We start from the raw sequence: 25,874 nt of genomic DNA, 5'->3' as shown, positions 1-25,874 counted from the left end.
TACGTGAGATATCTAGACTGGCGGCGATAGCTCGACGACTCATTCCTCCTTCATGGTACAGACGTAAGATTTCCTTGAGCTTTGGCATGGGCAACCTCCATTCAGCCAAGACAGTGCCTCCTTTCGCGGATACAACAAAATCCGACAAAAGGGGTAAGTTCCCTGCTTGACTTGGTAGCCCACACAGACGATTTGGAGGAGCGAAGTGGGAAGGCCTTGAACGAGGATATTATCTGTCCAAGACTTTTCGGAATTGGTGTCCAAGAGTTATTGGAATAGAGGGCCGAGAGTTTTCGGAATTAACGTCCAAGACTTAACGGAATCCCTGTCCAAGAGATTCCGGAATATGCAATATGTTTTCAGAGATTAGAAATTCATGTGAAAAATATGGGGGATGAACGGTAGTAAATGGCTGTATTTCTCCGGGTTGAATATCCGTGTCTATAGGCACGGATATTTCTACGTTTGAATCATCTGGATAAACTGACCTATCCATGAGTTTTATGGTTACTCGACACTCTCCCTCATACCAGAATCGACGTTGAATCCTACCTTGCAGAACAGGACCTAAGTGTGGATGATTGCCAAGTAATACGCGATTGGGATGAAGAGCAAATTTTTGTCCACGAATGTCTTCCAGTAAGTGAGTGTAGCCAAGTAGCTTTGCGGTTTGCCAGGAATGAGGATGTAACATCAATTCTTCAGGTGTTCCTTCTTGCAACAGCTTACCGTTATGGAGAATACCTAATCGGTCAGACATGCGTTGAGCTTCTGACAATTGATGCGTGACCATGATGATGGTAGTACCCAGTTCTTTTTGTAAATCCATAACAGCACCTTGGAGAGTACGGCGAAGTGGTCCATCCAATGCAGAAAAGGCTTCATCCAGAAGCAACATTCTTGGCCTTTTGGCAAACGCGCGTACGAGTACGGCCCGCTGAACCAAGCCTCCTGATAATTGTTTGGGTTTGGCATCCAAATAAGGTGCCAACCCGAATTCTTCTATCCATTTCTCTAACTCGTCTTGGTGATGTCGATTCACAGCATAATAGATATTTTGTTTAACGGTTAAATGAGGAAAAAGTAAAGAACCTTGTTCTATAAGAATAATGTTGCGTTGCCAAGAAGGGACATTGATGGTTTTTTTTCCACCTACCTGAAGCAGAACCTGGCCATCGACAGAAAAATATGCTTGTTGCATTCTGTTCTCAAAACCGGCCATGACATGTAATGTACTTGATTTTCCCGCAGCAGACGGGCCAAAGAGACTATAGACTGTTCCTGATTCAATTTGTAAACGAATATCTAGTGTGAATGTATGGCGTGGAAGTTTGCAACTCAATTCAATCATGGTGTACTCTCCTCCACAACACGGTAGCCAAAGGTAATGGGAGGGCTACCAGAATTAAAAGCAGCGCTAATGGTAAAGCGCTGGGCAGGCCCTGTTCTTCCAGCGCAATCCATATACTGACGGGGAGTGTGTTGGGATAATAAGCAACTACAATGACGGCTCCAAACGCGCCAATGGCGCGAGCAAAGGCCATAGCAAAACCAATCAAAAGTCCAGGACGAGCAAGTGGGAAAATCACTCGTCGCAAGGTTTGCCATGGTGAAACACCCAAAGACAGAGAGATACGTTCAAATTTAATATCGATTTGACTGAAAGCAGCTTGAGCGGCAAACACATAATATGGCACAGATTCATATAACTGCGCTAGAACAACGGCTAGAATCGTATTGGTTGCGCTGAGTCCAAAGTGTGTCAAGAGATGACCCATAATTCCGTATGGTCCATAAAAATAGACGAGTAATAGACCTATTACGAGCGGGGGCATCAACAGCGGAATCAATAATAAAATCTCTATAGCCTTCCATAGGATCCCCTGACCGCGTGCAAGATACCAGCCAAGAGGAGTACCAAATAAAAGAGTGACGCATAAGCTGATAGCGGTGCTCCACAATGAATAAAAAAGCGGCGTGCCACCACTCTCTATCCAGACAGACCAAATATTACGCCAAGATAGATGAAGTAGCAGCGATACAAAAGGCAGGATAAGAAATGCTGTGCATAACCATCCAGCAAGAATTGCAACAGATGGAGCCAAACGCAATTTCTTCATCATTCACGAACCTATCCTTGGATTTCGCTATATATAGACGCAGGAATATCTTGCTTGTTCCCCCAAATTTGAAATGGGGTGATCGAGTAACCGTTTTTCTTGTAAATTTTTATTCCTTGTTTAGATAAAAGAAAGGAGATAAATTTTTCTCCTGCTTTCTGATCTGGGTTGCCTGGTACAGTAGTGATGTAGATTTCAATCGGTTTTCCCTGAATGGTTTTGCCGTTTATATTCATGTGAACGCTGGCATAGACAGTCTTGTCAGACGGATCGCCCATATTGATGGTAGCTGGCAAGCGGATGAACGGTAAGTGATGCTGTATGGCTTCAGGTAAATAAGCGCTGGTTGCGTCCAATTGTCCAGCTTGCAAACGAGATAGAATGGCTTCTTCGGCAAATAATTGCCTGGGATTGGTATATGATCCAATAATTTTTTGCACCGTTCCAGAAGGCAGATGAAATTCTTTCTCCGCCAATTTAAGCATGAGAATAAACGCTTGCCCTTGTGGATCGGTTGCAGGATTCGTCCGTCCGAGATGAAATCCCGGTTGCTCCATTAGGGTAAAAAGATTACGCAGTGGCTTTTGGCCATCGGCAATCTCTTGCAATTTTGAGGCGAAGGGACTATTCGGTGAATAGGCAATAACGAGCGGAGAGCTTGCAAATCCAATGGCCCATTTAGGCGTCTTTGCTCCCATTTGCTCGAGAGGAGCAGTTCCTATACTTTCAAAAACATTCGGTGAGATTTCGTTGTTTGCAATGAGGTGCGCTACGCCAAGTGCTCCTCCTCCACGTCCTTCGTAAGGAATACCCGTAACTTTTGTGAAAGCAGGTCCAATGAATTGGTCATTCACGAGTTGCAGTGAACCAGCATAAGCCACATTGGCTGTCCCTGAGGTTGGATTCGCGACTGTAGAACGGTTTGTTTGAGAAGAAAGCGAATGTGTTCCGCAGCCCGTCACGAATGTTAGGATAGTCAACGTACTCAGAATGGCCCAGTATCTCGATTTCGTTTTCACAGATTCACCTCATCATGAATATGAGCTTCCTTCCTAATTGTCCATAAAAACTCTTCTTTTGCAACGAGGCTAAGATGTATGGTTGTGCTGGTGAGGTCTGATTTTTTCATCATGACAACGGGATCGACATATGATCGTGCGCTATTAGAGTATTGGGGAATATAGCAGCCGCCTCTTGCCAATAGTCATGTAATTCTTTTTCATTGTAGCGGGCACTCAGATGGGTAAGAATTAAACATTGGCTACCAGCTTTTTTAGCAATCATGGCGGCTTCCACATTCGTGGAATGGCCATGGTTTAGAGCAAGATGAGCATCTGAATGTCGATAGGTTCCTTCATGAACAAGCCAATCGCTTTGGTGAGCCAAATCAATAGAAACTTCTGTAGGTCTGGTGTCTCCTAATAGAGTAATGATGCGTCCAGGTCTGGGTGGGTCAAGGTAATCTTTGCTACGCAGAATGGTGCCGTCTGGGAGTCTGACGTCTAACCCTTTTTTCAAATCTCCATACAGGGGTCCAGGCGAGATACCGAGCAGTTGAAGTTGTTCTGCTCGCAATCTCCCTGGTTTTTCTTTTTCTTCTATTCGAAATCCGTAGGAAGTTATAGTGTGGTTGAGCACTCTGCAATGTATTTGGAACTGGTCATCCTCAAACGACCATCCATCATAAATCGTGACAAATTGAACATGATAGGGTAAATAAGTGTGACTGACAGAAAACGCTGTTTTCAAAAAATCTTCCACGCCATGAGGACCATAAATCACTACAGGTGATTCTCCACCTTGAAAACCACGGCTGGCCATCATTCCTGGTAGACCATAGAGATGGTCGCCATGAAGATGACTAATAAATACTTTTTCTAATTTTTGAGGACTGAGCGGCGAGTTCAGCATACGTTGTTGAGTTCCTTCACCACAGTCAAACAACCAAAAGCTAGATCGCTCACTTTCTAAACGCAGCGCCAACGAAGAAACATTGCGTCGCTTGCTCGGCAATCCAGCTCCCGTTCCCAAAAAATAAAGTTCCACACCTCAATCCTCCTTTCCCTTGCTGGAGCAAGTTTACCAGTAAAGTGAGTATGGCAAACCAGTGAACTGTTCATTCTGAAGGATTCCAATGGTAGTCAGTCTCATCTGTATAGGCATAGATGCAAACTTTAAGTTCCTGTGTAAATATATTATACTGACTATTGGTTAGGAAGTTATGTTCATCCATCAGCCAGATAAAAGCGTTGCGAACTCATCTTTCTGGATATAGGAGATACGACAGTATATCCTATACGGGTGGCGAAACGCCTAAAGGAGGAAGAGAAATGGCCTATCTATTCACCCCATTTCAATTAAAAGGGTTAGAGTTAAAGAATCGAATTGTCATGGCACCCATGTGTCAATATTCGGTTACTGCGAAGGATGGCAAACCGAATGATTGGCATTATACTCATTTGACCAGTCGGGCTATAGGCGGTACCGGGCTCATTTTGGTTGAGATGACCGATGTAGAACCAGACGGAAGAATTACAGATTACGATCTCGGTCTATGGTCTGATGATCAGATTCCTGCATTTGCCCGAATTATTGATGCTTGTCATAATTATGGTTCGAAGATTGGCATTCAAATTGCCCATGCTGGCCGAAAAGCGGAAGATGCAGTACAGCCAGTAGCGCCTTCGGCCATCCCTTTTGAAGGACCTCGATATAAAACTCCCAAAGCGCTTTCCACAGACGAAGTCAAAAGAATGGTGGAGAAATTTGGACAAAGTGCGCGCAGAGCTGTTCAAGCAGGTGTTGATACCATTGAATTACACGGGGCGCACGGCTACTTAATCCATCAGTTTCAATCGCCTTATACCAACCATCGAGACGATGAATATGGTCAGGATTTGGCTCGATTTGGAGTGGAAGTCATTCAAGCGGTCAAGAGTGAAATGCCAAGCAACATGCCGTTGCTGATTCGTGTTTCTGCGGTGGAGTATGTTGATGGCGGTTATGGATTAGATCATATGATCGAGATCGGCCGCAGATATAAGGAAGCTGGCGTGGATATGTTTCATGTCAGTTCAGGTGGGGAAGGAAGACCAGGGGCACGGAAACCCGGCAATTATCCTGGTTATCAGGTGCCATTTGCGCGTGCTATTAAAGAGGCACTCAATGTACCTGTGATTGCTGTCGGCATTTTGGAAGATTATCAATTGGCTGAGTCGGTGATTGGCAATCAGGACGCTGATTTGGTGGCAATTGCTCGAGGCATGCTGCGCGATCCGTATTGGGCCACTCATGCTGCCAAGGCTCTGGGTGTTGAACCCAACGTGCCTAAACAGTATGAACGTGCTTATTAAGTTTGAATTTCAGATAGGGTGATGATGAAGATGCAGTTCAAAGGTAAAGTCGCACTCGTAACTGGTGCAGGAAAAGGCATTGGTCGGGCTATTGCGCATCGATTGGCTGCTGAAGGTGTACATTTGGGTTTATTAGCCCGTAATGAAACAGATTTACAAACGCTGAGTGAAGAATTAACCCGCTCTTACCATGTCAAAACCTCTTTTGTCAGTGCGGATGTGGCTCAACGGGATCAAATAAATTCGGCAGTTGCGAAATTAACACAATCACTCGGTCCGATAGATATTCTCATCAATAATGCAGGTATGGCAAAGTTTGGTACGGTGGCAGAAATGGATCCGGATGAATGGGAGCAGATTGTCAAAGTTAATTTATTTGGCACGTATTACGTTACACGCGCCATTTTGCCGGAGATGATGAAGCGCAATACAGGTAACATTATCAACATCAGCTCTACGGCAGGTCAGAAAGGGAATGCTACCACTTCCGCCTATTCAGCGTCCAAGTTTGCCGTCCTTGGATTTACGGAGTCTTTAATGCAAGAAGCGCGTAAATTCAATATTCGTGTAACGGCGCTGACACCTAGCACCGTCAATACAGAAATGGCGAAATCAATCGGTTTAAAAATAGGTGAGGAAGATAGGATGTTACAACCGGAGGATGTTGCCGAGCTCATTTACTCCATTTTAAATCTGCCTGATCGCGCTTTTGTCAATTTAGCAGGGATTTGGACGACAAATCCGCAATAACGCTTGTATATTTTTCTGTTTATCCTTACAGATCAGCAAAAAATCCAGTGCTTGGCCTGGAAAAATCAGAGCTGTCCCAATCGTGGTCAAACCACAGACGGGGCAGCTTTTTTTGGTATGAAAATTTATGAATAAAAAGTCTTAAATTTAAACTTTTCCGATTGACAAACTCGGATAAATAACGATATAGTATGACATCGGAATGATTTAGCGCCGAGGGGGTGCAGGAATGCTTTTTTTGTTCTTGATTCTTCTTTATACATGTTTACTTTTGCTTCTTAGTCAATTTGCAAAACGACGTGCCCAAACTGCTAGTCAATTCATGGATGGTGGGCGGCGTTTTGGTGTATGGAACGTTTTTATCATGATGACCGCTATGTGGGGTTCATCCATGTTTGCTGTGGAGATAGATACGGCTTATCAAAGTGGTATTTCTGCCCTTTGGTATGGGGTCTCAATCATTGTTTCTTCTCTCGTCGTTGCAGCGTTTTTGCTTAAACCTTTCCGTAATATCGGATATTTAACAAGTTCTCATTTGTTGGGTCAAAAATACGGAAACAAGGCTCGAGATGTTGCTGCGCTTGTGATTGGAATAACATTTCCTATTTTTGCAATGAAAAATGTATTGGCAGCTGCTTCTTATTTGCATGTCATTCTTGGCTGGAGTTTGCCTATCGTATTGATTGCTACGACTTTGTTGGTGATTATCTATGTTTCTCTTGGTGGACTGTGGTCATTGGCTTATGTCCAGGTAGCTAATCTGCTTCTTTTTACGGTTGGACTAGGTGTCGCTGCATATTTTAGTTTCCGGGGAACACGCTCGGTTCATGTCACTCATCTTCAAACCTTGCCTGTTTCGTTTCACGATTTGTTTGGGGTTGGTGCTAGCACTTTATTAGTCTGGTTTGGCATGAATCTTTTAAATTCCGTTAGTGCTCAGGCTGAATTTCAGACAATTGCTTCGGCTAAAAATGTAAAGAAAGGCAAGATGGGAGTTTATTTGTCATCGGTCGTTTTAATTGCATTTGCCGTAGTACCAGCTTGGCTAGGTGTGGCTGCAAGAATGGGTCATCCTTTACAAAAAAATGGCTTATTGGCTTTTCCTGCTTATTTAAAAATCGTGGCACCTCATTGGGCCATTGTCTTGGTAGGGTTGGGATTTTGGGCTTCTGCGCTCATCTGGTGTGCGCCACTAATGTTTTCTGGAGCATCAAGTTTAGGATTGGATCTCTTGAATCGTAAGAGTCTTTCCCATAACCATGATCGTATTCGTCGTTTGGTTCGCTTGTCCATGTTGATTCAGGGAATGATGATTGTTCTATATGCATTGGCGCGACCGGGAGATCTTGCTTGGTGGGCTGTATTCGGTTTAACATTGCGCAATGCTGCGATTGTTGGCCCTACTTTATCTGTGTTGCTTTGGCCAGCCGTACGGGAAAAAACTATAGTTTTTTCGATGATTGCCGGAGTTTTGGCTGGATTTGGATGGAATGCTGTGACAGGTTTGTCAGCAACGGTCTTTCCTTTCGGGATTAATCCTATGTGGGTAGGCAGTGGTCTGTCATTGCTGGTTATTTTGCTAGGAACACTCATCGAAAACAGAGACAACTTACAATGGACAGCCGTCAAAGCAAGACGTCGATGGAGTGCTGTATTTATCTTTTTCTGTGTGGCATTGCTAATTTTAGGAGTTTATCTGCCCAAATTGCATTTTCAATCGTTTTTAGGAGCGGATTTATTTCTGATGATTTTCACGCTCTTCCTAGCGACAGTTCTGTCTACAGAAAGAATTCAGGATACCTCCCCTGTACCGTTTTCCATGGGAAACAGGGTTCTTTCCTGAAATTCCTTTACTTTTCGCTGATTTATTTTTCTGACAAGATAGAAATATGCCGTTTGGGATGATGTTCGTTTAACGATTGGGTAAAATAAAAGAATACAATTCATTTATTGGAAGAGCTGCCCCTGGCGGCTTTTTATCTTGATGATCTCATCTTTATGAAAATTTTTAGGGGGATATATAGGTTGTCTAAAACATTTGCGGATACTGGTGTCCGTTTGTCGGTCTTGGATTTAGTGCCCATCGTGCAGGGAAATACGGCAGCAGATGCCCTTCGTAATAGTTTGGATTTAGCTCAACATGTTGAGAATTGGGGATATCATCGTTATTGGCTGGCCGAGCATCACAACATGCCCGGTATAGCGAGTTCTGCTACATCGGTGGTTATTGCGCATATTGCTGCAGGTACCCAAAAGATTCGCGTAGGCTCAGGTGGAATTATGTTACCCAATCATTCTCCGCTCATGATTGCTGAACAGTTTGGAACATTGGAATCATTGTTTCCTGGTCGTATCGATCTCGGTCTAGGACGGGCACCTGGCTCCGATCGTGCAACCATGCGGGCTATCCGCAGGGGATTACAGCAAGATGGCGATGATTTTCCTGAATTGCTGAATGAATTACAACAGTATTTTGAATCGCATGGTGAAGAAAGGCGCGTTCGAGCTATTCCCGGTGAGGGATTGTCCATTCCTATATGGTTGCTCGGATCCAGTGATTTCAGTGCCAGACTAGCTGCGCGACTTGGACTTCCTTTTGCTTTTGCTAGTCATTTTTCTCCAGGTTATCTGCTGTATGCTATTCAACAGTATCGACAACTCTTTCAATCTTCATCAGCTGAAGCTAAGCCATACGTAATGGTAGGTGCAAATGTGATTGTCGCTGAAAGTGATGAAGAGGCAAAATTCCTGGCTACCTCCATGCAGCAGCAGGTGCTCAGTTTAATCAGAGGAAAACCTGGTCAACTGCCACCACCTGTGGAGAATATAGATGAACTGTGGAATCCAATGGAAAAGGCAGCGTTAGAGGAAAGAGCAAGGTATACTTTTATTGGAACTCTTTCTACAGTTGAAGCAAAGATTCTAGACTTCATTAGAGAAACATCAGCGGATGAAATTATTATCAGTTCGTCTATTTATAGTCATTCTGCAAGAGTAGAATCTTATCGCCGGCTGGGCAAATTATTGCAATAGTTTGTTGGCGGTTATGTATCGCGTTGCATCATTGGCATTTTTGCCAATGATGCAACGCATATTGGCTTACGGTTACATCATGGAGCTGAAACAAGCGCGCCTAGCAAATTGTTCATTTGCCCACTGCCAATCCCAGTGACCAAGTCGTAACCGGGTAAAGCTGGGTTGCCATTACTGCCGGAAGTAATATCGTGAAAGTAAGTTTCGTATCCAGTGCTATCTGTTGTACCCGCAAGATTATAGAGATCGGTATTTAATTGAATGTTGGAAAATGGATTTTTACCGGCAGCTACTCTTCCCTCATCAGCCAATGCTATCATGGCTGCCCAACTAGGAGCTCCAACACTGGTTCCGCCAACTACAAACCAACCTGACTGTCCTTGATCGGGCGTACTGTCATAGATAGCAACACCTGTACTTGGATTGGCATCCCAAGCCACGTCAGGAATACCACGTTGCGTACCTACGACGGATTGCCAGTTGTTTTGATAAGCTGGACGGGACTCATATTGACTGGTCCCTCCGCCTGAGTCTGACCAAGCTGTCTCGCTTTGCCATGTACCATTGCTGTTTAGATTTAGAGTTGTGCCACCGACAGAGAGGACGTAAGGAGAAGCGGCTGGCCATTCTGCACCAGCTCCACTATCACCTGCAGAGGCGGTATAAACAATCCCTTGATGTTGAAAATCGCTGTCGTAACTTGTTTCACCTGAAAATTCGGAACCACCCCAACTATTGGAAACCACTTGAGCCCCATGAGAAGACGCATAGTTAATAGCATTAACTAAATCGGATGTAGAAGCTGATTTGGCTACCACTAATAGGATTTTGGCATCAGGTGCTAAAGCATGTACCCATTCGACGTCAAGGGAAGTCTCTAAAGCCCAACCACTGTCAGTTTTATTCGGTGTTCCATCAGGATAAGCAATCGTTACATTGGCGCTTGGCAAACCAAATTGAGAATCAAATGTATTCAAATCGCTTTGGATTGTTGGACTGCCATACGCGTCTATAATCGCTACGGTTTCTCCCGCACCGGTATAGGATGTGCTGTTTATGCCATAAGCTGTTTTAATCTGTAAAGGGGTATATCCTGATTGATAAGAAGATGTTGCATTGCCTCGAATGTGAATAGGAGGATGGGCTTCCCACACGGGCTTATGAACACTGACTTGTGGCGAAGCAATTCCGACAAGAGCGAGAGGGCTTAAAGAGAATAAGCTTATAGGTAATTTCCAATTTTTAATTCCCATTTTTCTGCCACCTCATTAAGATGTAAGTTATTTATATGGGATATTTTCGTTTAGAAAATTGGATTAATTTCCACTTGCGTACCATGTGGCATTAAAGGACGTCGAAGAGAGTAAAGAACCTACTCCGGATAACAGTTGACCACTGGAATCATACATATCAATTCCACTGTTGTTGTCATCTCCAAGATTTTCCCAATTTCCTGTATATGCGTTATAGGCTTGGGCTTGTGTCCAGGTTTGAGATCCATAATTGGCTAATTGCGAAAGGCTTCCATTAATCTCTGGACGTTCATTAATCCATTCCGCAGTTGATCCATCATAGTAAGCAGAACCTAAATTGACCGTGGCAGATTGGGATGTTCCGTTCGTTTCGTCCTCTACATAAAATTGGGCTTGTCCATTGTTAGGATTGTAGGACACAAACGTGTACATCTCGTCGCCTGGATTGACGGTGATATTATTAAAATTAATCTCCGGTACCCCTAAACCCCCGTTACCCAGATATTCATACCAAGCTCCATACTGTCCTGCGTTCATTTGTGTTCCATCCTGAATCAGTGCCCCTGAATTCACTCCGCCGAGGCCAACCCAACTCGATTCGAATTTATTAGCAGATGTAGAGTAATCGGTAGGTTGTGCAAATGTCCCCTGTACGGCATCCCATTGATTGTAGCTTGAGTCTGTATAGTATCCGGACCAATTGGAGGATTCTGCTGTATTGTGCATTTGACGGGAGAGTTTGTGCAGAGGTTGATTGTAAATTTGAGTAACGGTAATTACAGGAGCGGGAGATGCTTTCCAGGCAGACATTGCTTTTTTCCAAACTGCAAGTTGTGCAGGATTCGTTGGTCGGGTTGGAAATCCATACATTTTTAATTCAGTATTACTCGCAGTTAGTGGATGAAAATCAATCGGTGGGGTGGTGATAGTGTTAACAGCTCCATCTACGGTAAATTCGTATTGTTTGGCACCATTTCCAAGACTTCGTACCATAGTTGGATGAATAGTCATTGGACCTGGATGGGACAAAATTGGAGGAGCCGCGGCGCCCATTGTCGCTAAAGGAATGCAGACCATTCCAGCCAACATACTGCTGCCAATCAACATCTGCTTAACTTTTTTTTCCATATTTATGCCTCCTTTGGATGGTCGGCTAAAAGAAATGAACTTTTTCTTTTAGCCTTATCTAGTGGTTATCGACTCTACTTTTGTGTAGGTCGTGTTTCTATTATCCGATATATTCAGAAGATTGCTAGAACAAGTTGATTAACAAAATGTTAAATGATATATCATTTCAGTCGATGTGATTCAGTGAATTCAGTCTAAAAAAGAGGAAAATACACGAAAAATGCGAATTCTAAAGATTTATTAAAGATTTATAAACGGTTGAGAAAATAGTTTGTAAAAGTAGTCATCATTTTGTTAAGCAGATTTATCGATTTGGGAGGTGAAAAAATGCCCACATTCGGTGAAATATTACGTACAATACGTACAGAAAAACACTTAAAGCAGACCGACATTGTAGTTGAGGGGATAACATCGGCTACCATTAGTCAGTATGAAAGCAATAAGCGGTTGCCCTCGTTTGAGATCCTGACAGCGCTGGCTAAGAAATTAAATGTATCAGTTGCCGTTTTTTTCCCTGACTCAAACAATGAGGGATACAATCAGGTTTTCGCAACGCTGATGAATCAAGCGGAACGACATGAACGGCGCAAGCAATGGGAAGAAGCTCTCGAAAGTTGGGAAGCCGCACTATTATTCTGTCGTTCCCATCATTACACCAGTTATCTCTTTCAGATTTTACAACATAAAGGAATTGTTTTGGCAGAATTGAATCGCAATCAAGAAGCGATAGATACGCTTCTTGGACTCTTAATCCATCCTGAATTTACGCACGATCGCGACGAGTCCTACCAAATTCTTTCCGTGCTTGGCAAATGTGCTCGAGAACTCGGGCAAACAGAACAGTCTATCACTTTTGCCCAATTAGCAGCGAGTTTGGTAGGCCCTTCTGACGAACGATGGATTCGAATGCAGATCAATTTAGGTTCTGGTTTTCAAAATCTTGGTGAATGGGATCGCGCTATTTATTATTTCGAAAATGCAGTTGCTCGTTCTCGAGAAATTGGACATGGACTTTTAGAAGCATGGTCATTGGTAGGACTTATTTCGGCGTATTTGAGCAAAGAAGAGCTGGATTATGTGAATGAGTATTTTGAAAGAGCCAGACAGTTGGCTGAATTATTACAAGATTTGAAACTTCGCAGATCGATTAAGCATACAGAAATCGTTTATTATCGGCTAAAAAAACAATGGATGCATGCTAAACAAACGCTTTTTGAGTTATTGCAGAGTGATGAATTATCTGATCAAGTTCGCGCAGAGTTGCTTCATGAACAGTTGTTGATAGCGGCAGGTAGTAAAGACTTCAGACTGGGTGAGGAGGCGCAACATGCGTTTGAATTTCTTTCGGTGTCGAGCTCCATGATGGGATTATTTTGGCTAGGTGCAGCTGAGTTTTATATTTCCTTTCAGAATGAAGAAAGGGCCAATGAAATACTTAGGCATGCAGCTAGTTTTTTAAAAGTCTCCCATTATCACGACACCAAACAATTATTGCAGCTTGCTAGTCTGCTTGAAAGGAGGGGCAGTCATGCGTAAAAGTCTATTTAACCAATGGATAGTTGCCACTTCGGTCTTGGCAGTAGTCGCCATTGTAACAGTTGCACCGCTTATTGGTCCTTCTCCGCCGTGGCTTTAATACCCTTTACATTTGCTCTTTAACGGAACTTTTTTGATTTTTCTATTTGACAAGTTCGTGTATTTGTAAGGATGCCGCAATCACCACGAGCTATTCTGGCTCGGGGTGTTGCGGCTTGTTTGTCCTGCTCAAAATCGGGTCCTCTTTCATACCCTGAAGTATAAAGGTGGACAGGAAGTGAAGATGTGGAATCCGATCGTTTGGCTATTATTGTAATAAGTTATAATACGAGAGAAAAAACAAAACGTTGCATCGAACATCTCTTGCGTAATACAGATTTGCCTTTTTTACTGTGGATCGTTGACAACGGATCGACGGATGGCAGTCTAGAGATGCTGCGTGTGTTTCAACAGAGATATGAAAAAAAGATTACTCTTCTGGAAAACCGCCTAAATTTAGGGTATGCAGGTGCTATGACTCGTGTTTATAGGCAAATACCTGAGGACTATCATGTGGCGTATGTCAATTCTGATGCCTATGTAGGTCCGGGGTGGGCAAGTCGTTTGTGTCGGCACTTCTATCGAGATGAACGAGTCGGTGCTGTAGGACCGCTTGGCGCGATTCTAGGCGGCCAACATGATTTTCTACATCGTTTTGGTTCTATTCCCGTAGATTTAGCGCAACCTTGGTCATCTGCACATGAAGTATTCCTGACGAAAGTCAATCAGCAATTGTCAAGTCAAGAAGTTGTGGCAGAAACCAGCAAACTGCTCATTGGTGCTGTCATGATGGTCAATGCTTACGCTCACCAGCAGTTGGGAGGGCTCGATCCGCTCTATACTTTTGGGGTGGACGATTTTGATTATTCACTCAGGTTGCGTATTGCATCTTGGAAACTTCTCATCGCGTTAGATACGTTTGTATTTCATGACAATCGTTCTACAGTCCAACTGGTCGGGCAAGGAAATCATTTCACAGAAACTGCTTGGAACTACTTTAACCGTAAGTGGAGTGGCTGGTTTTCTGATCTGAACTGGGACGATTTATTTCTTAACCGCGCTTCTACAGTTTGGCCACCATTTGAGTATAAAGAATATTTGAGTGTAAACTAAATTTTAACGTTTCATGATGGAAGGAAACGGGGACGGAGGGGTGATTTATGGAATATGTTAAATTTGGCCGTACAGGACTTGAAGTTTCGCGAATTTGTCTGGGTTGTATGAGTTATGGTGCACCGGAACGAGGTAATCATCGCTGGGTATTGCCGGAAGCGGAAAGTCGACCTTTTATCAAACTTGCTTTGGAACTTGGCATTAATTTTTTTGATACGGCTAATGTGTATTCTGACGGGACGAGTGAAGAGATTTTAGGAAGAGCTTTGCACGATTTAGTTCCACGCGAGGAAGTGGTTATTGCCACTAAGGTGCATGGAAGAATGCGTTCGGGTCCAAATGGTGCGGGATTGTCACGTAAGGCAATTTTTCATGAAATTGATCAGAGTTTGCGTCGTTTGGGAACAGATTATGTTGATCTTTATCAAATTCATCGATGGGATTATCAAACTCCCATAGAAGAAACCATGGAAGCCTTGCACGATCTCGTTAAAGCTGGGAAAGTTCGTTACATAGGTGCTTCATCCATGTATGCTTGGCAATTCATGAAAGCTCAACGGGCGGCGGAACGCAATCATTGGACACGTTTTGTTTCCATGCAAAATTATGTCAATCTGTTGTATCGAGAAGAAGAACGGGAGATGTTACCGCTTTGCAAAGAAGACGGAGTCGCGGTTATCCCATGGAGCCCTCTTGCTCGTGGTCGTCTGACACGCAAATGGGATGAGGTAACGGCACGCTCGGAAACGGATGAGTTCGGTAAGTCGTTATATGCGGTAACTGCTGATGCGGACAAACGTATTGTGGATACTGTGGAGGCCATCAGCCGGGAAAGAAACTTACCCATGGCACAAATTTCACTCGCTTGGCTCCTGCAAAAAGAAGGCATTACCGCGCCCATTATTGGAGCTACAAAGATGAGACACTTGAAGGACGCTGTCGCTGCACTGGATGTACATCTAACTCATGAAGAAGTGAAACGATTAGAAGAGTTTTATGTACCGCATCCGGTATTAGGATTTCGTTAAGTTTTGATTGAAGATTTTCTTCATTTCGGCTTGTCTTGCAAATTATTTGCAATCTTTCTCACACAATTTGGGCGAATTCGATAGAATAGAGTATATAGGCGCAAGCGCCGCCAATAGGCGGCGCTGCGTATGTAGAAAGGGGACAGTCTGATGCAGGCGGTCAAGGCTATGGACTTAGAAGAACAGTTAGGAGCACATAATTATCATCCTTTACCGGTGACACTGGTCAAAGGTGAAGGTGTTTGGGTTGAGGATGAGCATGGCAAACGTTATATGGATATGTTGAGTGCGTATTCAGCGCTTAATCAAGGGCATCGCCATCCTAAAATTATTCATGCTCTAAAGGAACAGGCAGATCGGATTACTTTAACTTCACGCGCGTTTCATAATGACAAACTAGGAATTCTTTATGAACGACTAGCTCAATTGACAGGGAAAAACATGTTTTTGCCGATGAATACAGGTGCGGAAGCGGTGGAAACAGCTGTTAAAGCAGTTCGACGCTATGCTTACGATATCAAAGGCGTACCTGAAAATCAGGCAGAAATTATTGTAGCAAGCGGTAATTTTCACGGGCGAACGACTACAATTATTTCCTTTAGCTCAGATGTAGAATATCAGCGTGGATTTGGACCGCTTACACCAGGTTTTCGTATTGTACCCTATGGAGATATTGAGGCATTAAAAGAGGCTATTCAACCCCATACGGCTGCCTTTTTAGTCGAACCTATTCAGGGGGAAGCGGGGATTATCATTCCGCCCAAAGGGTATTTGCAACAAGCTTATGAACTTTGCCAAAAACATCAGGTGTTGTTTGTGGCAGATGAAATACAAACGGGGCTGGGCCGAACCGGAAGAATGTTTGCTTGTGATTGGGAAAATGTTACACCTGATATGTACATCATTGGTAAAGCTCTGGGCGGAGGAGTCTTTCCAGTTTCGGCTGTTGCTGCAAATCGAGAAATACTTGGTGTTTTTGAACCTGGTTCACACGGTTCAACATTTGGCGGAAATCCATTGGGGAGCGCCGTAGCAGTAGCAGCATTGGATGTTATAGTTGAGGAGAAGTTAGCCAATCGTTCTGCAGAATTAGGAGAGTATTTCTTAGAACAATTGCGGCAATGCCAAAGTCCGGTCATTCGTGAAGTGCGCGGGCGAGGTCTGTTCATTGGAATGGAGTTAACCCAACCAGCGCGGCCATTTTGTGAGGCGTTAATGAAAGAAGGTCTGCTTTGCAAGGAAACACATGAAATGACCATTCGCTTTGCTCCACCGCTTATTATTCAAAAACAAGAAATTGATTGGGCTGTAGAGAGAATAAAAAAAGTGATCATGGAAGCCGGTCAATAAGTCAAATCAAAACTAACCCCCTGGATGGTTTATTAGGGGGTTAGTGATATCCAATGGATTCATATAGCCCGACATACGATCTAAGTTCACGCTCTCTGGCTATTTGATGGAACTGTATGATCCTCCTGTTGCCCTTTGCACCATTTGTTAGCCCAAACTTGAATGGATTCCAGAGCTGGCGCTAAATCGCGGCCTTTTTCGGTAAGTTTATATTCTATACGAACGGGAGTTTGCGGATAAACAATCCTCTCCAGAATTCCAGCGTTCTCTAATTCTTTAAATCTTTCTGTCAGCATACGCGCACTCATTCCAGGAATAGATTCTTCTATTTCTGAAAAGCGCTTGGCTCCATCCAGCAGGGATCGCAAAATAAGACCTGTCCAGCGCTTACCCAAAAGCGAGAAAGCTTCTTCAAATTTAGGACAGACAGTATATTCCTGCATGATTCATCACCTCGATAGATTCATCTTAACATATCTGCTTGACAAAAGTAATTAAATTATATAGTATGATATTAGGTTACTAAAAATAATCAAATTACACAAACTAACCCTATTGTGAAGGATAACGTTGAACTGAGAAAGGAGTTTTCTAAATGGCTACACAGAAAGTTACTGATCAAACATTTGCTTCGTTGCTTCAACAAGGCAAACCCGTTCTTGTTGATTTTTGGGCGGCGTGGTGTGGTCCATGTCGCATGATGGCTCCTGTACTGGAGGAATTGTCTAACGAATATGCTGATAAACTGATTGTGGCTAAGCTTGATGTGGACGAAAATCCCCAAACCGCAAGTCAATTTGGCATTATGAGCATCCCTACGCTGCTTTTATTTGAAAATGGTCAAGTAAGCAAATCAGTTGTTGGTTTCCGTCCCAAAGAACATTTAGTGGCGGAATTATCTAGCGTACTTACTTAACTTTTCCTTTAAAAAAATTCTATAAGATTGCATGTGTGATTAGAAATAAATTTCTATTGCCGACTGGGTGTACATGATGGATACTGCCAAGTCGGCAGTTTTTTGCGCTTTTTTGCAGATAGAGTATGAAACTTTTTTCCACAGTACATATGGAATTTCTACTTTCAAAAAAGTGCGTACATATTTGGTTTGTCGTGATCGTACTTATCATTCTATATTTGTCAATCTTGTCTATAGGGCATTTGAGTCAAGCAGAATTTTAAAATCAGTAGGGAGGCGTTGGAATGTCTGTAGAAATATCAGAATTATCGGATATGATTGCTTCCATGCGAGATCAGTTAATCCGTTGGAGACGACATTTACACCGAAATCCAGAGCTGTCGTTTCAAGAGAAGAAAACATCTCAATTTGTCTATGACACGCTAGTTCAGTTTCCTAATTTGCTACTTTCTAGACCTACACCTACGAGTGTCATGGCTCGCCTTATAGGAGCACATCCTGGTCCGGTACTGGCGATTCGAGCCGATATGGATGCTTTGCCTATTCAAGAAGAAAATCAATTTGATTTTATATCTTCAGTGCCGGAGACTATGCACGCTTGTGGCCACGATGGACATACTGCCATTTTGCTTGGTACAGCGAGGATTTTGAGTGAATTGCAGTCCGAATTGCATGGGGAAGTTCGCTTTCTTTTTCAGCATGCTGAAGAATTGTTTCCAGGTGGAGCTTCACAAATGGTGGCTGCTGGTGTCTTGGATCATGTAGAGGCTGTTATAGGGTTACATCTTTGGTCGCCGCTTGAAGTGGGCAAGATTGCCATTAAATCCGGGCCGTTTATGGCAGCCCCAGATGTATTTCATATTACCATTCAAGGCCGGGGGGGTCATGCCGCTATGCCTCAAGCTGTGGTCGATCCGATTCTTACGGCTGCCCATGTGGTCACCGATTTGCAACAGATTGTTTCACGCAGAATAAATCCATTACAACCAGTTGTTCTTTCTGTGACGCAGTTTCATGCGGGTACAGCTCATAATATTATTCCTGAGAAAGTTGAATTAAATGGGACGGTACGTACTTTTCAGGCAGAATTGCGCAAACAGATACCACAGATGATGGAACAGATTGTCGCTGGGATTTGTAGTGCACATGGTGCAACCTACTCTTTCCACTATGAAGAAGGATATCATCCTGTGGTCAATGATGAACCATTGACGGATAAAATTCGAGCCGTGCTGATTGAAGTTTTTGGGGATGAGACTGTCATTGAAGGAGAACAGCATATGGGGGGAGAGGATTTTTCAGCTTACCAGCAATCGGTGCCAGGTACGTTCTTTAATGTGGGGGCTGGAAATGTGGAAAAAGGAATTATATATCCGCATCATCATCCCAGATTTACGATTGACGAGGATTCCCTACCAGTAGGGGTCAAGGCGTTTGTCAGTATAGTTCTACGTACAATGGTCGATTGATAACCAAATAGGAGGGGTGAAAATGGCCATTCGTTGGCTAGCTTGTTTACCTATTATTGTAATTTTTGGAGGCGTTTTTTTTGTCAATCATGTTTATCCTATTTTACTAGGTATGCCATTTCTCTTCTTTTACATGGTGATGGCTATTCTTTTCACTTCTGTTTGTATGGCTGTCATATATCATTTCGATCCGGCCAATAAGGAGGAATAGAGCATGCATGAAGCTCCCATCATTCTCATATTTGCAACCATGTTGGTGGCACTATGTCTGGCGCTTTTATCGAAAAAAAGAAAACGTTTGGATATGGAACAATGGTCGGTAGGCGGCAGAAGATTTGGAGTTCTTTTTGTTTTTCTTTTGTTGGCAGGAGAAATTTACACTACGTTTACGTTTCTTGGTGGCAGTGGATGGGCTTATGGAACAGGTGGTCCAACAGTCTATATTTTGGCTTATGGAGCAGTAGCCTATTTGTTCTCATATTTTCTCTTGCCTCCTATTTGGAGATATGCCAAACGTCATCAACTCATTTCTCAACCAGATTTTTTTGTTCGTCAATTCAATAGCCCTGCTTTAGGTGTTTTAGTTGCTTTGGTGGGAGTTGTCGCTATTATTCCTTATCTTCAGTCACAGATGACAGGGCTTGGTCTGATTGTTCAAATGGCTTCGTATGGCGCTTTGCCTCAATGGGTGGCTATTGCTATAGCCATGTTTCTGTTGGCGATATATGTAACCGTTAGTGGCATTTATGGTACGGCATGGACAGCTGTATTAAAAGATATACTCATTCTGGCAGTTGTTCTAGTTGTAGGTATTGCTTTACCCATTCGTGCTGGTGGCTTACATCAATTGATGGTTCATATAAATCAAGAGAAGCCTGGATTTTTAACACTTGGGCAACATGGCATGGGAATTCCTTGGTTTCTCTCCACAGTTGCCTTGACAGGACTCGGATTCTATATGTGGCCACATGCTTTTGGTGCGGTTTATACCGCTAAAAATGAACGAATCTTTCGAAGAAACGCTACTTTTTTACCGCTGTATCAACTGATTCTATTGTTTGTCTTCTTTGCAGGGTTTGCTGCCATATGGATTGTACCTGGTCTTAAAAATACTAACCTAGCATTGCTGGCTGCAGTCCAAAAGACATTTCCGGCTTGGCTTGTTGGTGTGATAGGTAGCGCAGGTGTGTTGACAGCGATTGTGCCTGGTTCACTCATGATGATGTGTGCAGGGACACTTGTGGCAGAAAATCTTTACAAACCATGCTTTAAGAATGCTTCTTCTCAACAGGTGCAACGGGTGGCGCGTGTTGTAGTTTGGTTGGTAGCCATTGTCACTTTTCTTTTTTCCATTCATAGCAATGCTACAATCGTTGCGCTGTTACTCATGGGATACAATTTTGTTTCTCAATTTTTCCCCACTGTGCTTTTGACCTTATTTGCTCCATCGAATGTGACAAAAGCAGGGGCTTTCAGCGGGATCGTCATAGGAGTGGTTTTGGTGGTCTACTTTACGCTCACTAAACAATCCATTCTTTGGGGAGCCAATACAGGTTTTTGGGCGCTCCTCGTCAATATGCTGGTTGTACTCTTGGTTTCTGTTGCGACACGTCAGAAAAGTTTATCTCCTGCGCAAGTCAACACAGGGATGTAAGGTTTCTATAGACTTGCCAATTCAGCGGCCGAGATTGGATCGGCCGCTTTTGGGTTGTGAAAATTATTTTTCAATGAGATGTGCTAATAATTGATGGCGTATAGTTTCAGGAATGGGTTCGCTTTTTTGATGGATAAAGTTAAAGTTGACATAGACAGTTGTCGCAGTGACACAGAGGTTGCCCTCCTGCTCAATCTCTTCGTTGAGGGTCAAACTGCTGTTGCCAATGCGTTCAATGGCTGTGCGGATTTCTACTTTTTTACCATAAAAAATTTGGTTGAGATAACGGATACGCGTTTCAGCTACAACCATCTTCCAATCAGCAAAGGATAAGTTGGGTGTAAAGAGACGAAACAGTTCTTCTCTTCCAGCCTCAAGCCAAACAGGGATAGTGGTATTATTGATATGTCCTGAACCGTCGGTTTCTGAGACTCTTGGTTGAATGATGGTTCTCCACATTGTTTTTATCGCTCCTCATCGCCATTCTATGGATGATTTTAACCTTTGCTTTAACTAAGGCAAATTTGATAAGTAAGTTTTCTTTTTATGGAATAGAAAAAAGATAAAAAGTTCAAAATGAGGTGTATCTAGTTGAAAATGCGTGCCGCTGTTTTGCGAGAAATGGGGTTACCCAAACCGTATTCTCAGAGTAAACCATTGTCTATTGAAGAAGTAGAATTGCATCCGCCTCAAGCGGGGGAAGTATTGGTGAAAATTCATGCTGCCGGGCTCTGTCATTCGGATTTATCTGTTTTAGAGGGTAATCGCCCACGTCCCATGCCTATGGTACTGGGGCATGAAGCGGCAGGAGAAGTGATAGAAGTCGGGGCGGGGGTGCAAGATATTCGTCCAGGACAGAAAGTCGTCTGCGCTTTTGTGCCAAGCTGCGGACATTGCGCGCCATGTCGCGAAGGCAGGCCAGCCCTCTGTGAACCAGGTGCGGTAGCCAATGGAGCGGGAGAGTTGTTGACGGGAGGTCGACGTCTCTATGCTGGGAAAAATGTACTCCATCATCATCTAGGAGTTTCAGCGTTTGCTGAATACGCCGTGTTATCGCAACATTCTATCGTCCCTGTGGAGACAGAACTTCCTTTTTCTCAATTAGCTCTATTTGGATGTGCTGTCATGACCGGAGTAGGGGCGGTTATTCACACAGCCCGTTTACCTGTTGGGGCGAGTGTTGCTGTGGTTGGTCTGGGAGGTGTTGGCCTTTCAGCGTTGATGGGAGCACGGTTGGCGGGAGCTCGCCAAATGATAGCCATTGATACCCAGCCGGCTAAATTAGCTCTTGCAAGCGAGCTTGGTGCTACGCATACGTACGACGCTCGTTTGGACAATCTGGTTGAACTTGTCAGAGAAGAAACTGGTGGTGGCTTGGAGTTTGTCTTTGAGACGGCTGGCGTGGTTACTGCCTTGGTCAATGCTTATCAGATTACACGTCGAGGAGGGACCACAGTTACTACTGGATTACCTCATCCTCATCACATGTTCTCTATTCCACAGGTATCAATTGCTGCTGAGGAACGAACAATTAAAGGCTCGTATGTAGGTAGTTGTATCCCCTCGCGTGATATTCCACGCTTCATTCAACTTTGTGAACAAGGTTTGCTGCCTGTACAGAAGTTGCTTTCCAAAACAATGCCATTGGAAGATATCAATCAAGGATTTGATGAACTGGCTGGCGGTGAAGCTAGTAGATTGGTAGTTGTCATGTAAGGGGGAGATGTTTTGGGAATCGATTGGATAACAAAAGTTGGCATTCAAATTCCTATCATTCAAGCTGGTATGGCAGGAGGACCTACGACTCCTCAATTGGTAGCATCGGTTTCCAATGCTGGCGGTCTAGGAACGCTTGGAGCTGGATATATGAAGCCTGGCGATTTGCGTGATGCCATTCGCCAAACGAAATTACAAACAGAAAAACCGTTTGCGGTCAATTTGTTTATTCCAGAAAAAAATAATCGATCGATTCATCAAGAGCATGGTCAGCAGATGGAAAAAGCTCTTCAAAAGATCCGCCTTAGACTGGGACTTGCCGAGCAAACCCAATGGCCTCAGAGTCAGGAATCACTTTTTGAACAACAAATGGAAGTTGTCATCAATGAAGGGGTTCCTGTTTTCTCGTTTACATTCGGACGATTATCGCAAGAATGGATAAATCTTTGTAAACAAGCAGGGATTTATATGATAGGTACGGCCACAAGTGTGCATGAAGCTGAACAACTGGAAAAAGCCGGTGTGGATGCAGTAGTCGCGCAAGGCTACGAAGCTGGCGGACATCGTGGTACGTTTGATCATGCTGTGGAAGAGGCTTGTATAGGGAGCATGGCTCTATTGCCTCAAGTGGTGGATGCTGTGCAAATCCCGGTCATAGCCGCAGGAGGTTTGATGGACGGCAGAGGTGTGGCGGCCGCATTTTTGCTAGGCGCGCAAGCTGTTCAAATGGGAACGGCTTTTTTGACTTGTTATGAGAGTGGAGCACACCCTGCTTATCAAGAAAAACTTCTTCAAGCTGAAGAAACGGATACGCGTTTGACAAAAATTTACTCAGGAAAATCTGCTCGTGGTTTGATCACGGCAATGATGAATGAACTGGTTGATTTGGAAGATGCCACGTTGCCGTATCCTATACAGAACGAGTGGACTCGCGATATTCGCAATCGTGCCGCACAAATAGGAAATGTGGACTATATGTCACTTTGGGCCGGACAAGGAATTCGTTTGCAACGCAGGCGTCATGCTGCAGAACTCGTAAGCGAGACCTGGCAAGACGCCTTACACCGATTGGACGACTGGGGAAAGATTGCCCGCAGTTTCCTATAAAAGTCCAAGTACAATGCTTGCTTTATTTCGTGGATGAATTGAGTGCCTGCCCTGTCAGAAAGCTCATTAATAAAGTCGTAGCAGCACGCACAGTCAAGTCACGCACATCGCGTTCTGGGTCAATACAAACGAGATCGAAACCTATAACGTCTGGCTGGCTGCCGAGCCATTCCAGGGCTTCAATTGCTTGCCACATATCCAGACCACCGCTGCTCGGCGCTGGTACAGCGGGCGCAAAACTTTGGTCTATGACATCCATGTCAAAGCTGACGTAGATAGCGTCCACCTGCTTACGCAATCGATTTACTTCTTGCTCGATTAAAGTCATCAGCCCAGTATGTCGCACTTGCCGGGCGCTGTGGACTGTTACTCCGTGTTGCAGAACGTACTCATGATAGATCCGGCTGTTTACATAATCCTGGATACCAATCTGTACAATATTTTTGCCCTTAAAATTCCCCGACTCTAGTACCGTACGAAATGGAGTGCCATTGCTGCGTCCGCCATCTTGCAAGTTACGCACATCATGATGCGCGTCAAAATGGAGGATTCCATAGTTTCCCGGTCGAGCTTGAGCCAATCCGAGCAGCGATGCCCCGGTTATTGCGTGATCGCCACCTAAAAGAATCAAACGTTGATGAGGAAATTGTTTCCAATAATCGAGACAAGCCCATTCAATGGCTTCCAAGCAAGCGTTTAAGTCTGTCAAATGCATGCGGATATTTCCCATGTCTACCAAACGTAAATGTTCGCTCAAGTCCAGACGATGGTGAATTGAAAAGGGAGTAAAAGTTTGAAATAGAGAACGAATAGCGTCTGGCAGGCGAAAGGCCGCAGAGTGGCTGATGGATGTTTTGGATAGTGGGGCTCCAAGTAACGCTGTGTCGAATTCAATCGATTCGTCATAAGGACGTATCCAGTCCATAACTTTTTGATCAAGATGGTCACGAAAGCGAGTGTCTGCTTTTTCTACACCGCGAATCATAAGTATTTTTCTCTCCAATCAAGGATTATCGATATAAAGACCGTTTACCACCACATGTTGGCCTTTTTTCCAAACATCTGCTATATGGTTGATACCAAAGTGGTAGACCAAATAGGCAGGATTGTCCGCGTTGAATAGACAGAGATCTGCCTGTTTACCTACTTCAATAGAGCCTACGCGATGAGCTTGGCGAATGGCATGTGCGGAATTGATGGTTACAGCTGTCAAAATTTCTTCAGGCGTCATGCGCAGTTCATTGGCTGCCAGAGCCATAATGAATTGCAACGATTCTGTCGGACAACTGCCAGGATTATAATCTGTAGCCAGTGCCACGGGGGCTTGAAGCGTATCTATAAGAAAGCGTGCGCGCGCAGGCTTGGCACGTAAGTTCCAGGAAGTTCCGGGTAACAGTACAGGTATGACGCCAGCTGATACCAATGACCGCAGACCGTTTTCACTGGCTGCTAATAAATGGTCAGCAGAAACAGCTCCGAGTTTAGCGGCTAGTTCCGCACCACCCAGCGGTTCGACTTCGTCAGCGTGAATTTTCAATCCGAAACCAGCTTTTTGAGCGGCTTCCAAAAATCTTTCGCTTTGTACCACACTGAATACACCATGTTCGCAAAAAATATCGGCAAAATCAGCCAACTGCTCAGTTTGGATGGCTGGCAGTAATTGAATCATCTGTTCTAAAAAAGCATCCGGACGATCTTGATATTCAGGCGGTATGGCATGTGGGCCAAGGAAGGTTGAAATAATTTCCACAGGCTGCAACTTCCGTAACTCTTGAGCCACACGCAACTGCAGCAGTTCAGTGGGCACATCTAGACCGTAACCGCTTTTCGCTTCTACGGTTGTTGTGCCCCAGAGGAGCATCGTTCGCAAGGAGCGAAGTGCTTGCTCTATGAGTTCTTCCCGACTTGCTCTGCGTGTAGCATGGACGGTCGAAAGAATACCCCCGCCTTGTTGCAAAATTTCCAAATAAGGGATACCGGCCAGCTTTTGCGCCAGTTCATTTTCGCGCGATCCGCTGTGCACAAGATGTGTGTGTGGATCGACGAGACCAGGCGTCAACAGTCTGCCTCGAGCATCCAGACACTCTTTGGTCTCCAGCGCTGCAGCATCTTGGCTGCTGCCCACAAAAGCAATATTGCCATCTATGATGCCTACGGCTGCGTCGTTCAATAGTCCTATTTCACGCATGGCGCTCCCGCAGTGGGGGGCAGAACCGGCTATGGTAGCGACTTGAGCGTGCACAATTAATGAATCGAATACTCTCTCTGTCATGCCAAAACTCCTTTTCCGTGAGTTCATCCTGCCCATG

24 protein-coding genes are annotated in these 25,874 nt (G+C 44.1%); 14 read left to right on the top strand and 10 right to left on the bottom strand.

Translation table 11 applies throughout. From position 1 onward, the window contains the following. Positions 1 to 313: 313 nt before the first annotated feature. From BUA75_RS09345 to rnz, 4 genes are all read right to left on the bottom strand, one after another. A complete protein-coding gene (locus BUA75_RS09345) occupies positions 314 to 1,351 on the bottom strand; it encodes an ABC transporter ATP-binding protein (RefSeq protein WP_072874342.1) in 1,038 nt (345 codons plus the stop codon). Beyond that, the gene (locus tag BUA75_RS09340; protein WP_072874341.1) at positions 1,344 to 2,123 is read right to left on the bottom strand and encodes an ABC transporter permease; all 780 of its coding nucleotides are present in this window, start codon (positions 2,121 to 2,123) and stop codon (positions 1,344 to 1,346) included. The genes BUA75_RS09345 and BUA75_RS09340 overlap by 8 nt, the downstream gene beginning before the upstream one ends. 8 nt (positions 2,124 to 2,131) lie before the next feature. After that, on the bottom strand, positions 2,132 to 3,139 hold the full coding sequence (locus BUA75_RS09335) for an extracellular solute-binding protein (protein ID WP_072874340.1): 1,008 nt from the start codon (positions 3,137 to 3,139) through the stop codon (positions 2,132 to 2,134). Between the two features lie 109 nt (positions 3,140 to 3,248). Continuing rightward, positions 3,249 to 4,166: a ribonuclease Z gene (gene rnz, locus BUA75_RS09330; RefSeq protein WP_072874339.1), complete on the bottom strand. Its 918-nt coding sequence runs from the start codon at positions 4,164 to 4,166 to the stop codon at positions 3,249 to 3,251. A gap of 284 nt (positions 4,167 to 4,450) precedes the next feature. Here rnz and BUA75_RS09325 point away from each other — a divergent pair, with 284 nt between their 5' ends. The 4 genes from BUA75_RS09325 to BUA75_RS09310 all read left to right on the top strand — a co-directional run bounded on the left by BUA75_RS09325 (position 4,451) and on the right by BUA75_RS09310 (position 9,256). Further along, a complete protein-coding gene (locus tag BUA75_RS09325; protein WP_072874338.1) occupies positions 4,451 to 5,473 on the top strand; it encodes an NADH:flavin oxidoreductase/NADH oxidase in 1,023 nt (340 codons plus the stop codon). 30 nt (positions 5,474 to 5,503) lie between these two features. After that, positions 5,504 to 6,223 (top strand): 3-ketoacyl-ACP reductase, encoded by a 720-nt coding sequence (locus BUA75_RS09320; RefSeq protein ID WP_072874337.1) that lies wholly within the window; start codon positions 5,504 to 5,506, stop codon positions 6,221 to 6,223. A gap of 229 nt (positions 6,224 to 6,452) precedes the next feature. Then, on the top strand, positions 6,453 to 8,066 hold the full coding sequence (locus tag BUA75_RS09315) for a sodium:solute symporter family protein (protein ID WP_072874336.1): 1,614 nt from the start codon (positions 6,453 to 6,455) through the stop codon (positions 8,064 to 8,066). 182 nt (positions 8,067 to 8,248) lie between these two features. Further along, complete coding sequence (locus BUA75_RS09310; RefSeq protein WP_242650285.1) at positions 8,249 to 9,256, top strand: LLM class flavin-dependent oxidoreductase; 1,008 nt, start codon at positions 8,249 to 8,251, stop codon at positions 9,254 to 9,256. A gap of 77 nt (positions 9,257 to 9,333) precedes the next feature. Here the strand turns inward: BUA75_RS09310 and BUA75_RS09305 are convergent, their stop codons facing one another. Beyond that, on the bottom strand, positions 9,334 to 10,509 hold the full coding sequence (locus BUA75_RS09305) for a S53 family peptidase (protein ID WP_072874335.1): 1,176 nt from the start codon (positions 10,507 to 10,509) through the stop codon (positions 9,334 to 9,336). Between the two features lie 63 nt (positions 10,510 to 10,572). Next, positions 10,573 to 11,637 (bottom strand): G1 family glutamic endopeptidase, encoded by a 1,065-nt coding sequence (locus BUA75_RS09300; RefSeq protein ID WP_072874334.1) that lies wholly within the window; start codon positions 11,635 to 11,637, stop codon positions 10,573 to 10,575. A gap of 327 nt (positions 11,638 to 11,964) precedes the next feature. On the opposite strand from BUA75_RS09300, the gene BUA75_RS09295 reads away from it, so the two are divergent. The 4 genes from BUA75_RS09295 (at position 11,965) to BUA75_RS09280 (ending at position 16,703) form a co-directional block, all read left to right on the top strand. After that, positions 11,965 to 13,173, top strand: a complete 1,209-nt coding sequence (locus BUA75_RS09295) for a helix-turn-helix transcriptional regulator (RefSeq protein WP_072874333.1) — start codon at positions 11,965 to 11,967, stop codon at positions 13,171 to 13,173. Between the two features lie 285 nt (positions 13,174 to 13,458). Then, a complete protein-coding gene (locus BUA75_RS09290) occupies positions 13,459 to 14,325 on the top strand; it encodes a glycosyltransferase family 2 protein (RefSeq protein WP_072874332.1) in 867 nt (288 codons plus the stop codon). A gap of 47 nt (positions 14,326 to 14,372) precedes the next feature. Beyond that, on the top strand, positions 14,373 to 15,353 hold the full coding sequence (locus BUA75_RS09285) for an aldo/keto reductase (RefSeq protein ID WP_072874331.1): 981 nt from the start codon (positions 14,373 to 14,375) through the stop codon (positions 15,351 to 15,353). Between the two features lie 150 nt (positions 15,354 to 15,503). Then, positions 15,504 to 16,703 (top strand): ornithine--oxo-acid transaminase, encoded by a 1,200-nt coding sequence (locus BUA75_RS09280; protein ID WP_072874330.1) that lies wholly within the window; start codon positions 15,504 to 15,506, stop codon positions 16,701 to 16,703. An 86-nt stretch (positions 16,704 to 16,789) separates the two neighbouring features. Here the strand turns inward: BUA75_RS09280 and BUA75_RS09275 are convergent, their stop codons facing one another. After that, positions 16,790 to 17,146: a winged helix-turn-helix transcriptional regulator gene (locus BUA75_RS09275; protein ID WP_072874329.1), complete on the bottom strand. Its 357-nt coding sequence runs from the start codon at positions 17,144 to 17,146 to the stop codon at positions 16,790 to 16,792. 152 nt (positions 17,147 to 17,298) lie between these two features. Here BUA75_RS09275 and trxA point away from each other — a divergent pair, with 152 nt between their 5' ends. The 4 genes from trxA (at position 17,299) to BUA75_RS09255 (ending at position 20,742) form a co-directional block, all read left to right on the top strand. Next, on the top strand, positions 17,299 to 17,619 hold the full coding sequence (gene trxA, locus BUA75_RS09270; RefSeq protein WP_072874328.1) for a thioredoxin: 321 nt from the start codon (positions 17,299 to 17,301) through the stop codon (positions 17,617 to 17,619). Positions 17,620 to 17,903: 284 nt separating this feature from the next. Continuing rightward, positions 17,904 to 19,088: a M20 family metallopeptidase gene (locus BUA75_RS09265; RefSeq protein ID WP_072874327.1), complete on the top strand. Its 1,185-nt coding sequence runs from the start codon at positions 17,904 to 17,906 to the stop codon at positions 19,086 to 19,088. A gap of 22 nt (positions 19,089 to 19,110) precedes the next feature. Then, the gene (locus BUA75_RS09260) at positions 19,111 to 19,299 is read left to right on the top strand and encodes a DUF3311 domain-containing protein (RefSeq protein ID WP_072874326.1); all 189 of its coding nucleotides are present in this window, start codon (positions 19,111 to 19,113) and stop codon (positions 19,297 to 19,299) included. Positions 19,300 to 19,302: 3 nt separating this feature from the next. After that, positions 19,303 to 20,742, top strand: a complete 1,440-nt coding sequence (locus BUA75_RS09255; RefSeq protein WP_072874325.1) for a sodium:solute symporter family protein — start codon at positions 19,303 to 19,305, stop codon at positions 20,740 to 20,742. Positions 20,743 to 20,805: 63 nt separating this feature from the next. Here BUA75_RS09255 and BUA75_RS09250 read toward each other — a convergent pair whose 3' ends face one another. After that, positions 20,806 to 21,201, bottom strand: a complete 396-nt coding sequence (locus tag BUA75_RS09250; protein ID WP_072874324.1) for an acyl-CoA thioesterase — start codon at positions 21,199 to 21,201, stop codon at positions 20,806 to 20,808. A gap of 132 nt (positions 21,202 to 21,333) precedes the next feature. Here BUA75_RS09250 and BUA75_RS09245 point away from each other — a divergent pair, with 132 nt between their 5' ends. Both BUA75_RS09245 and BUA75_RS09240 read left to right on the top strand, forming a co-directional pair. After that, the gene (locus tag BUA75_RS09245) at positions 21,334 to 22,458 is read left to right on the top strand and encodes a zinc-dependent alcohol dehydrogenase family protein (protein ID WP_072874323.1); all 1,125 of its coding nucleotides are present in this window, start codon (positions 21,334 to 21,336) and stop codon (positions 22,456 to 22,458) included. 12 nt (positions 22,459 to 22,470) lie between these two features. Beyond that, positions 22,471 to 23,565 (top strand): NAD(P)H-dependent flavin oxidoreductase, encoded by a 1,095-nt coding sequence (locus tag BUA75_RS09240; protein ID WP_238413651.1) that lies wholly within the window; start codon positions 22,471 to 22,473, stop codon positions 23,563 to 23,565. A 22-nt stretch (positions 23,566 to 23,587) separates the two neighbouring features. On the opposite strand, the gene BUA75_RS09235 is transcribed toward BUA75_RS09240, so the two are convergent. Further along, entirely contained in the window at positions 23,588 to 24,550 is a 963-nt protein-coding gene (locus BUA75_RS09235) for an agmatinase family protein (RefSeq protein ID WP_072874322.1), read from the bottom strand. Positions 24,551 to 24,568: 18 nt separating this feature from the next. Further along, on the bottom strand, positions 24,569 to 25,837 hold the full coding sequence (gene hutI, locus BUA75_RS09230) for an imidazolonepropionase (protein WP_072874321.1): 1,269 nt from the start codon (positions 25,835 to 25,837) through the stop codon (positions 24,569 to 24,571). Positions 25,838 to 25,874 lie beyond the last annotated feature (37 nt).

The sequence above is a fragment of the Alicyclobacillus tolerans genome, assembly GCF_900142255.1.
Lineage (GTDB): Bacteria > Bacillota > Bacilli > Alicyclobacillales > Alicyclobacillaceae > Alicyclobacillus_I > Alicyclobacillus_I tolerans.
This window is presented reverse-complemented; position numbering and strand designations above follow the sequence as displayed.

What these genes read in the sequence shown, in the direction of transcription:
- BUA75_RS09275 (WP_072874329.1), bottom strand. Translation starts at nt 17,146, where the DNA reads ATGCAGGAATATACTGTCTGTCCTAAATTTGAAGAAGCTTTCTCGCTT.
- BUA75_RS09285 (WP_072874331.1), top strand. Translation starts at nt 14,373, where the DNA reads ATGGAATATGTTAAATTTGGCCGTACAGGACTTGAAGTTTCGCGAATT.
- BUA75_RS09320 (WP_072874337.1), top strand. Translation starts at nt 5,504, where the DNA reads ATGCAGTTCAAAGGTAAAGTCGCACTCGTAACTGGTGCAGGAAAAGGC.
- BUA75_RS09250 (WP_072874324.1), bottom strand. Translation starts at nt 21,201, where the DNA reads ATGTGGAGAACCATCATTCAACCAAGAGTCTCAGAAACCGACGGTTCA.
- BUA75_RS09235 (WP_072874322.1), bottom strand. Translation starts at nt 24,550, where the DNA reads ATGATTCGCGGTGTAGAAAAAGCAGACACTCGCTTTCGTGACCATCTT.
- BUA75_RS09280 (WP_072874330.1), top strand. Translation starts at nt 15,504, where the DNA reads ATGCAGGCGGTCAAGGCTATGGACTTAGAAGAACAGTTAGGAGCACAT.
- BUA75_RS09295 (WP_072874333.1), top strand. Translation starts at nt 11,965, where the DNA reads ATGCCCACATTCGGTGAAATATTACGTACAATACGTACAGAAAAACAC.
- BUA75_RS09340 (WP_072874341.1), bottom strand. Translation starts at nt 2,123, where the DNA reads ATGATGAAGAAATTGCGTTTGGCTCCATCTGTTGCAATTCTTGCTGGA.
- hutI (WP_072874321.1), bottom strand. Translation starts at nt 25,837, where the DNA reads ATGACAGAGAGAGTATTCGATTCATTAATTGTGCACGCTCAAGTCGCT.
- BUA75_RS09345 (WP_072874342.1), bottom strand. Translation starts at nt 1,351, where the DNA reads ATGATTGAATTGAGTTGCAAACTTCCACGCCATACATTCACACTAGAT.
- BUA75_RS09255 (WP_072874325.1), top strand. Translation starts at nt 19,303, where the DNA reads ATGCATGAAGCTCCCATCATTCTCATATTTGCAACCATGTTGGTGGCA.
- BUA75_RS09260 (WP_072874326.1), top strand. Translation starts at nt 19,111, where the DNA reads ATGGCCATTCGTTGGCTAGCTTGTTTACCTATTATTGTAATTTTTGGA.
- trxA (WP_072874328.1), top strand. Translation starts at nt 17,299, where the DNA reads ATGGCTACACAGAAAGTTACTGATCAAACATTTGCTTCGTTGCTTCAA.
- BUA75_RS09305 (WP_072874335.1), bottom strand. Translation starts at nt 10,509, where the DNA reads ATGGGAATTAAAAATTGGAAATTACCTATAAGCTTATTCTCTTTAAGC.
- BUA75_RS09265 (WP_072874327.1), top strand. Translation starts at nt 17,904, where the DNA reads ATGTCTGTAGAAATATCAGAATTATCGGATATGATTGCTTCCATGCGA.
- BUA75_RS09300 (WP_072874334.1), bottom strand. Translation starts at nt 11,637, where the DNA reads ATGGAAAAAAAAGTTAAGCAGATGTTGATTGGCAGCAGTATGTTGGCT.
- BUA75_RS09315 (WP_072874336.1), top strand. Translation starts at nt 6,453, where the DNA reads ATGCTTTTTTTGTTCTTGATTCTTCTTTATACATGTTTACTTTTGCTT.
- BUA75_RS09325 (WP_072874338.1), top strand. Translation starts at nt 4,451, where the DNA reads ATGGCCTATCTATTCACCCCATTTCAATTAAAAGGGTTAGAGTTAAAG.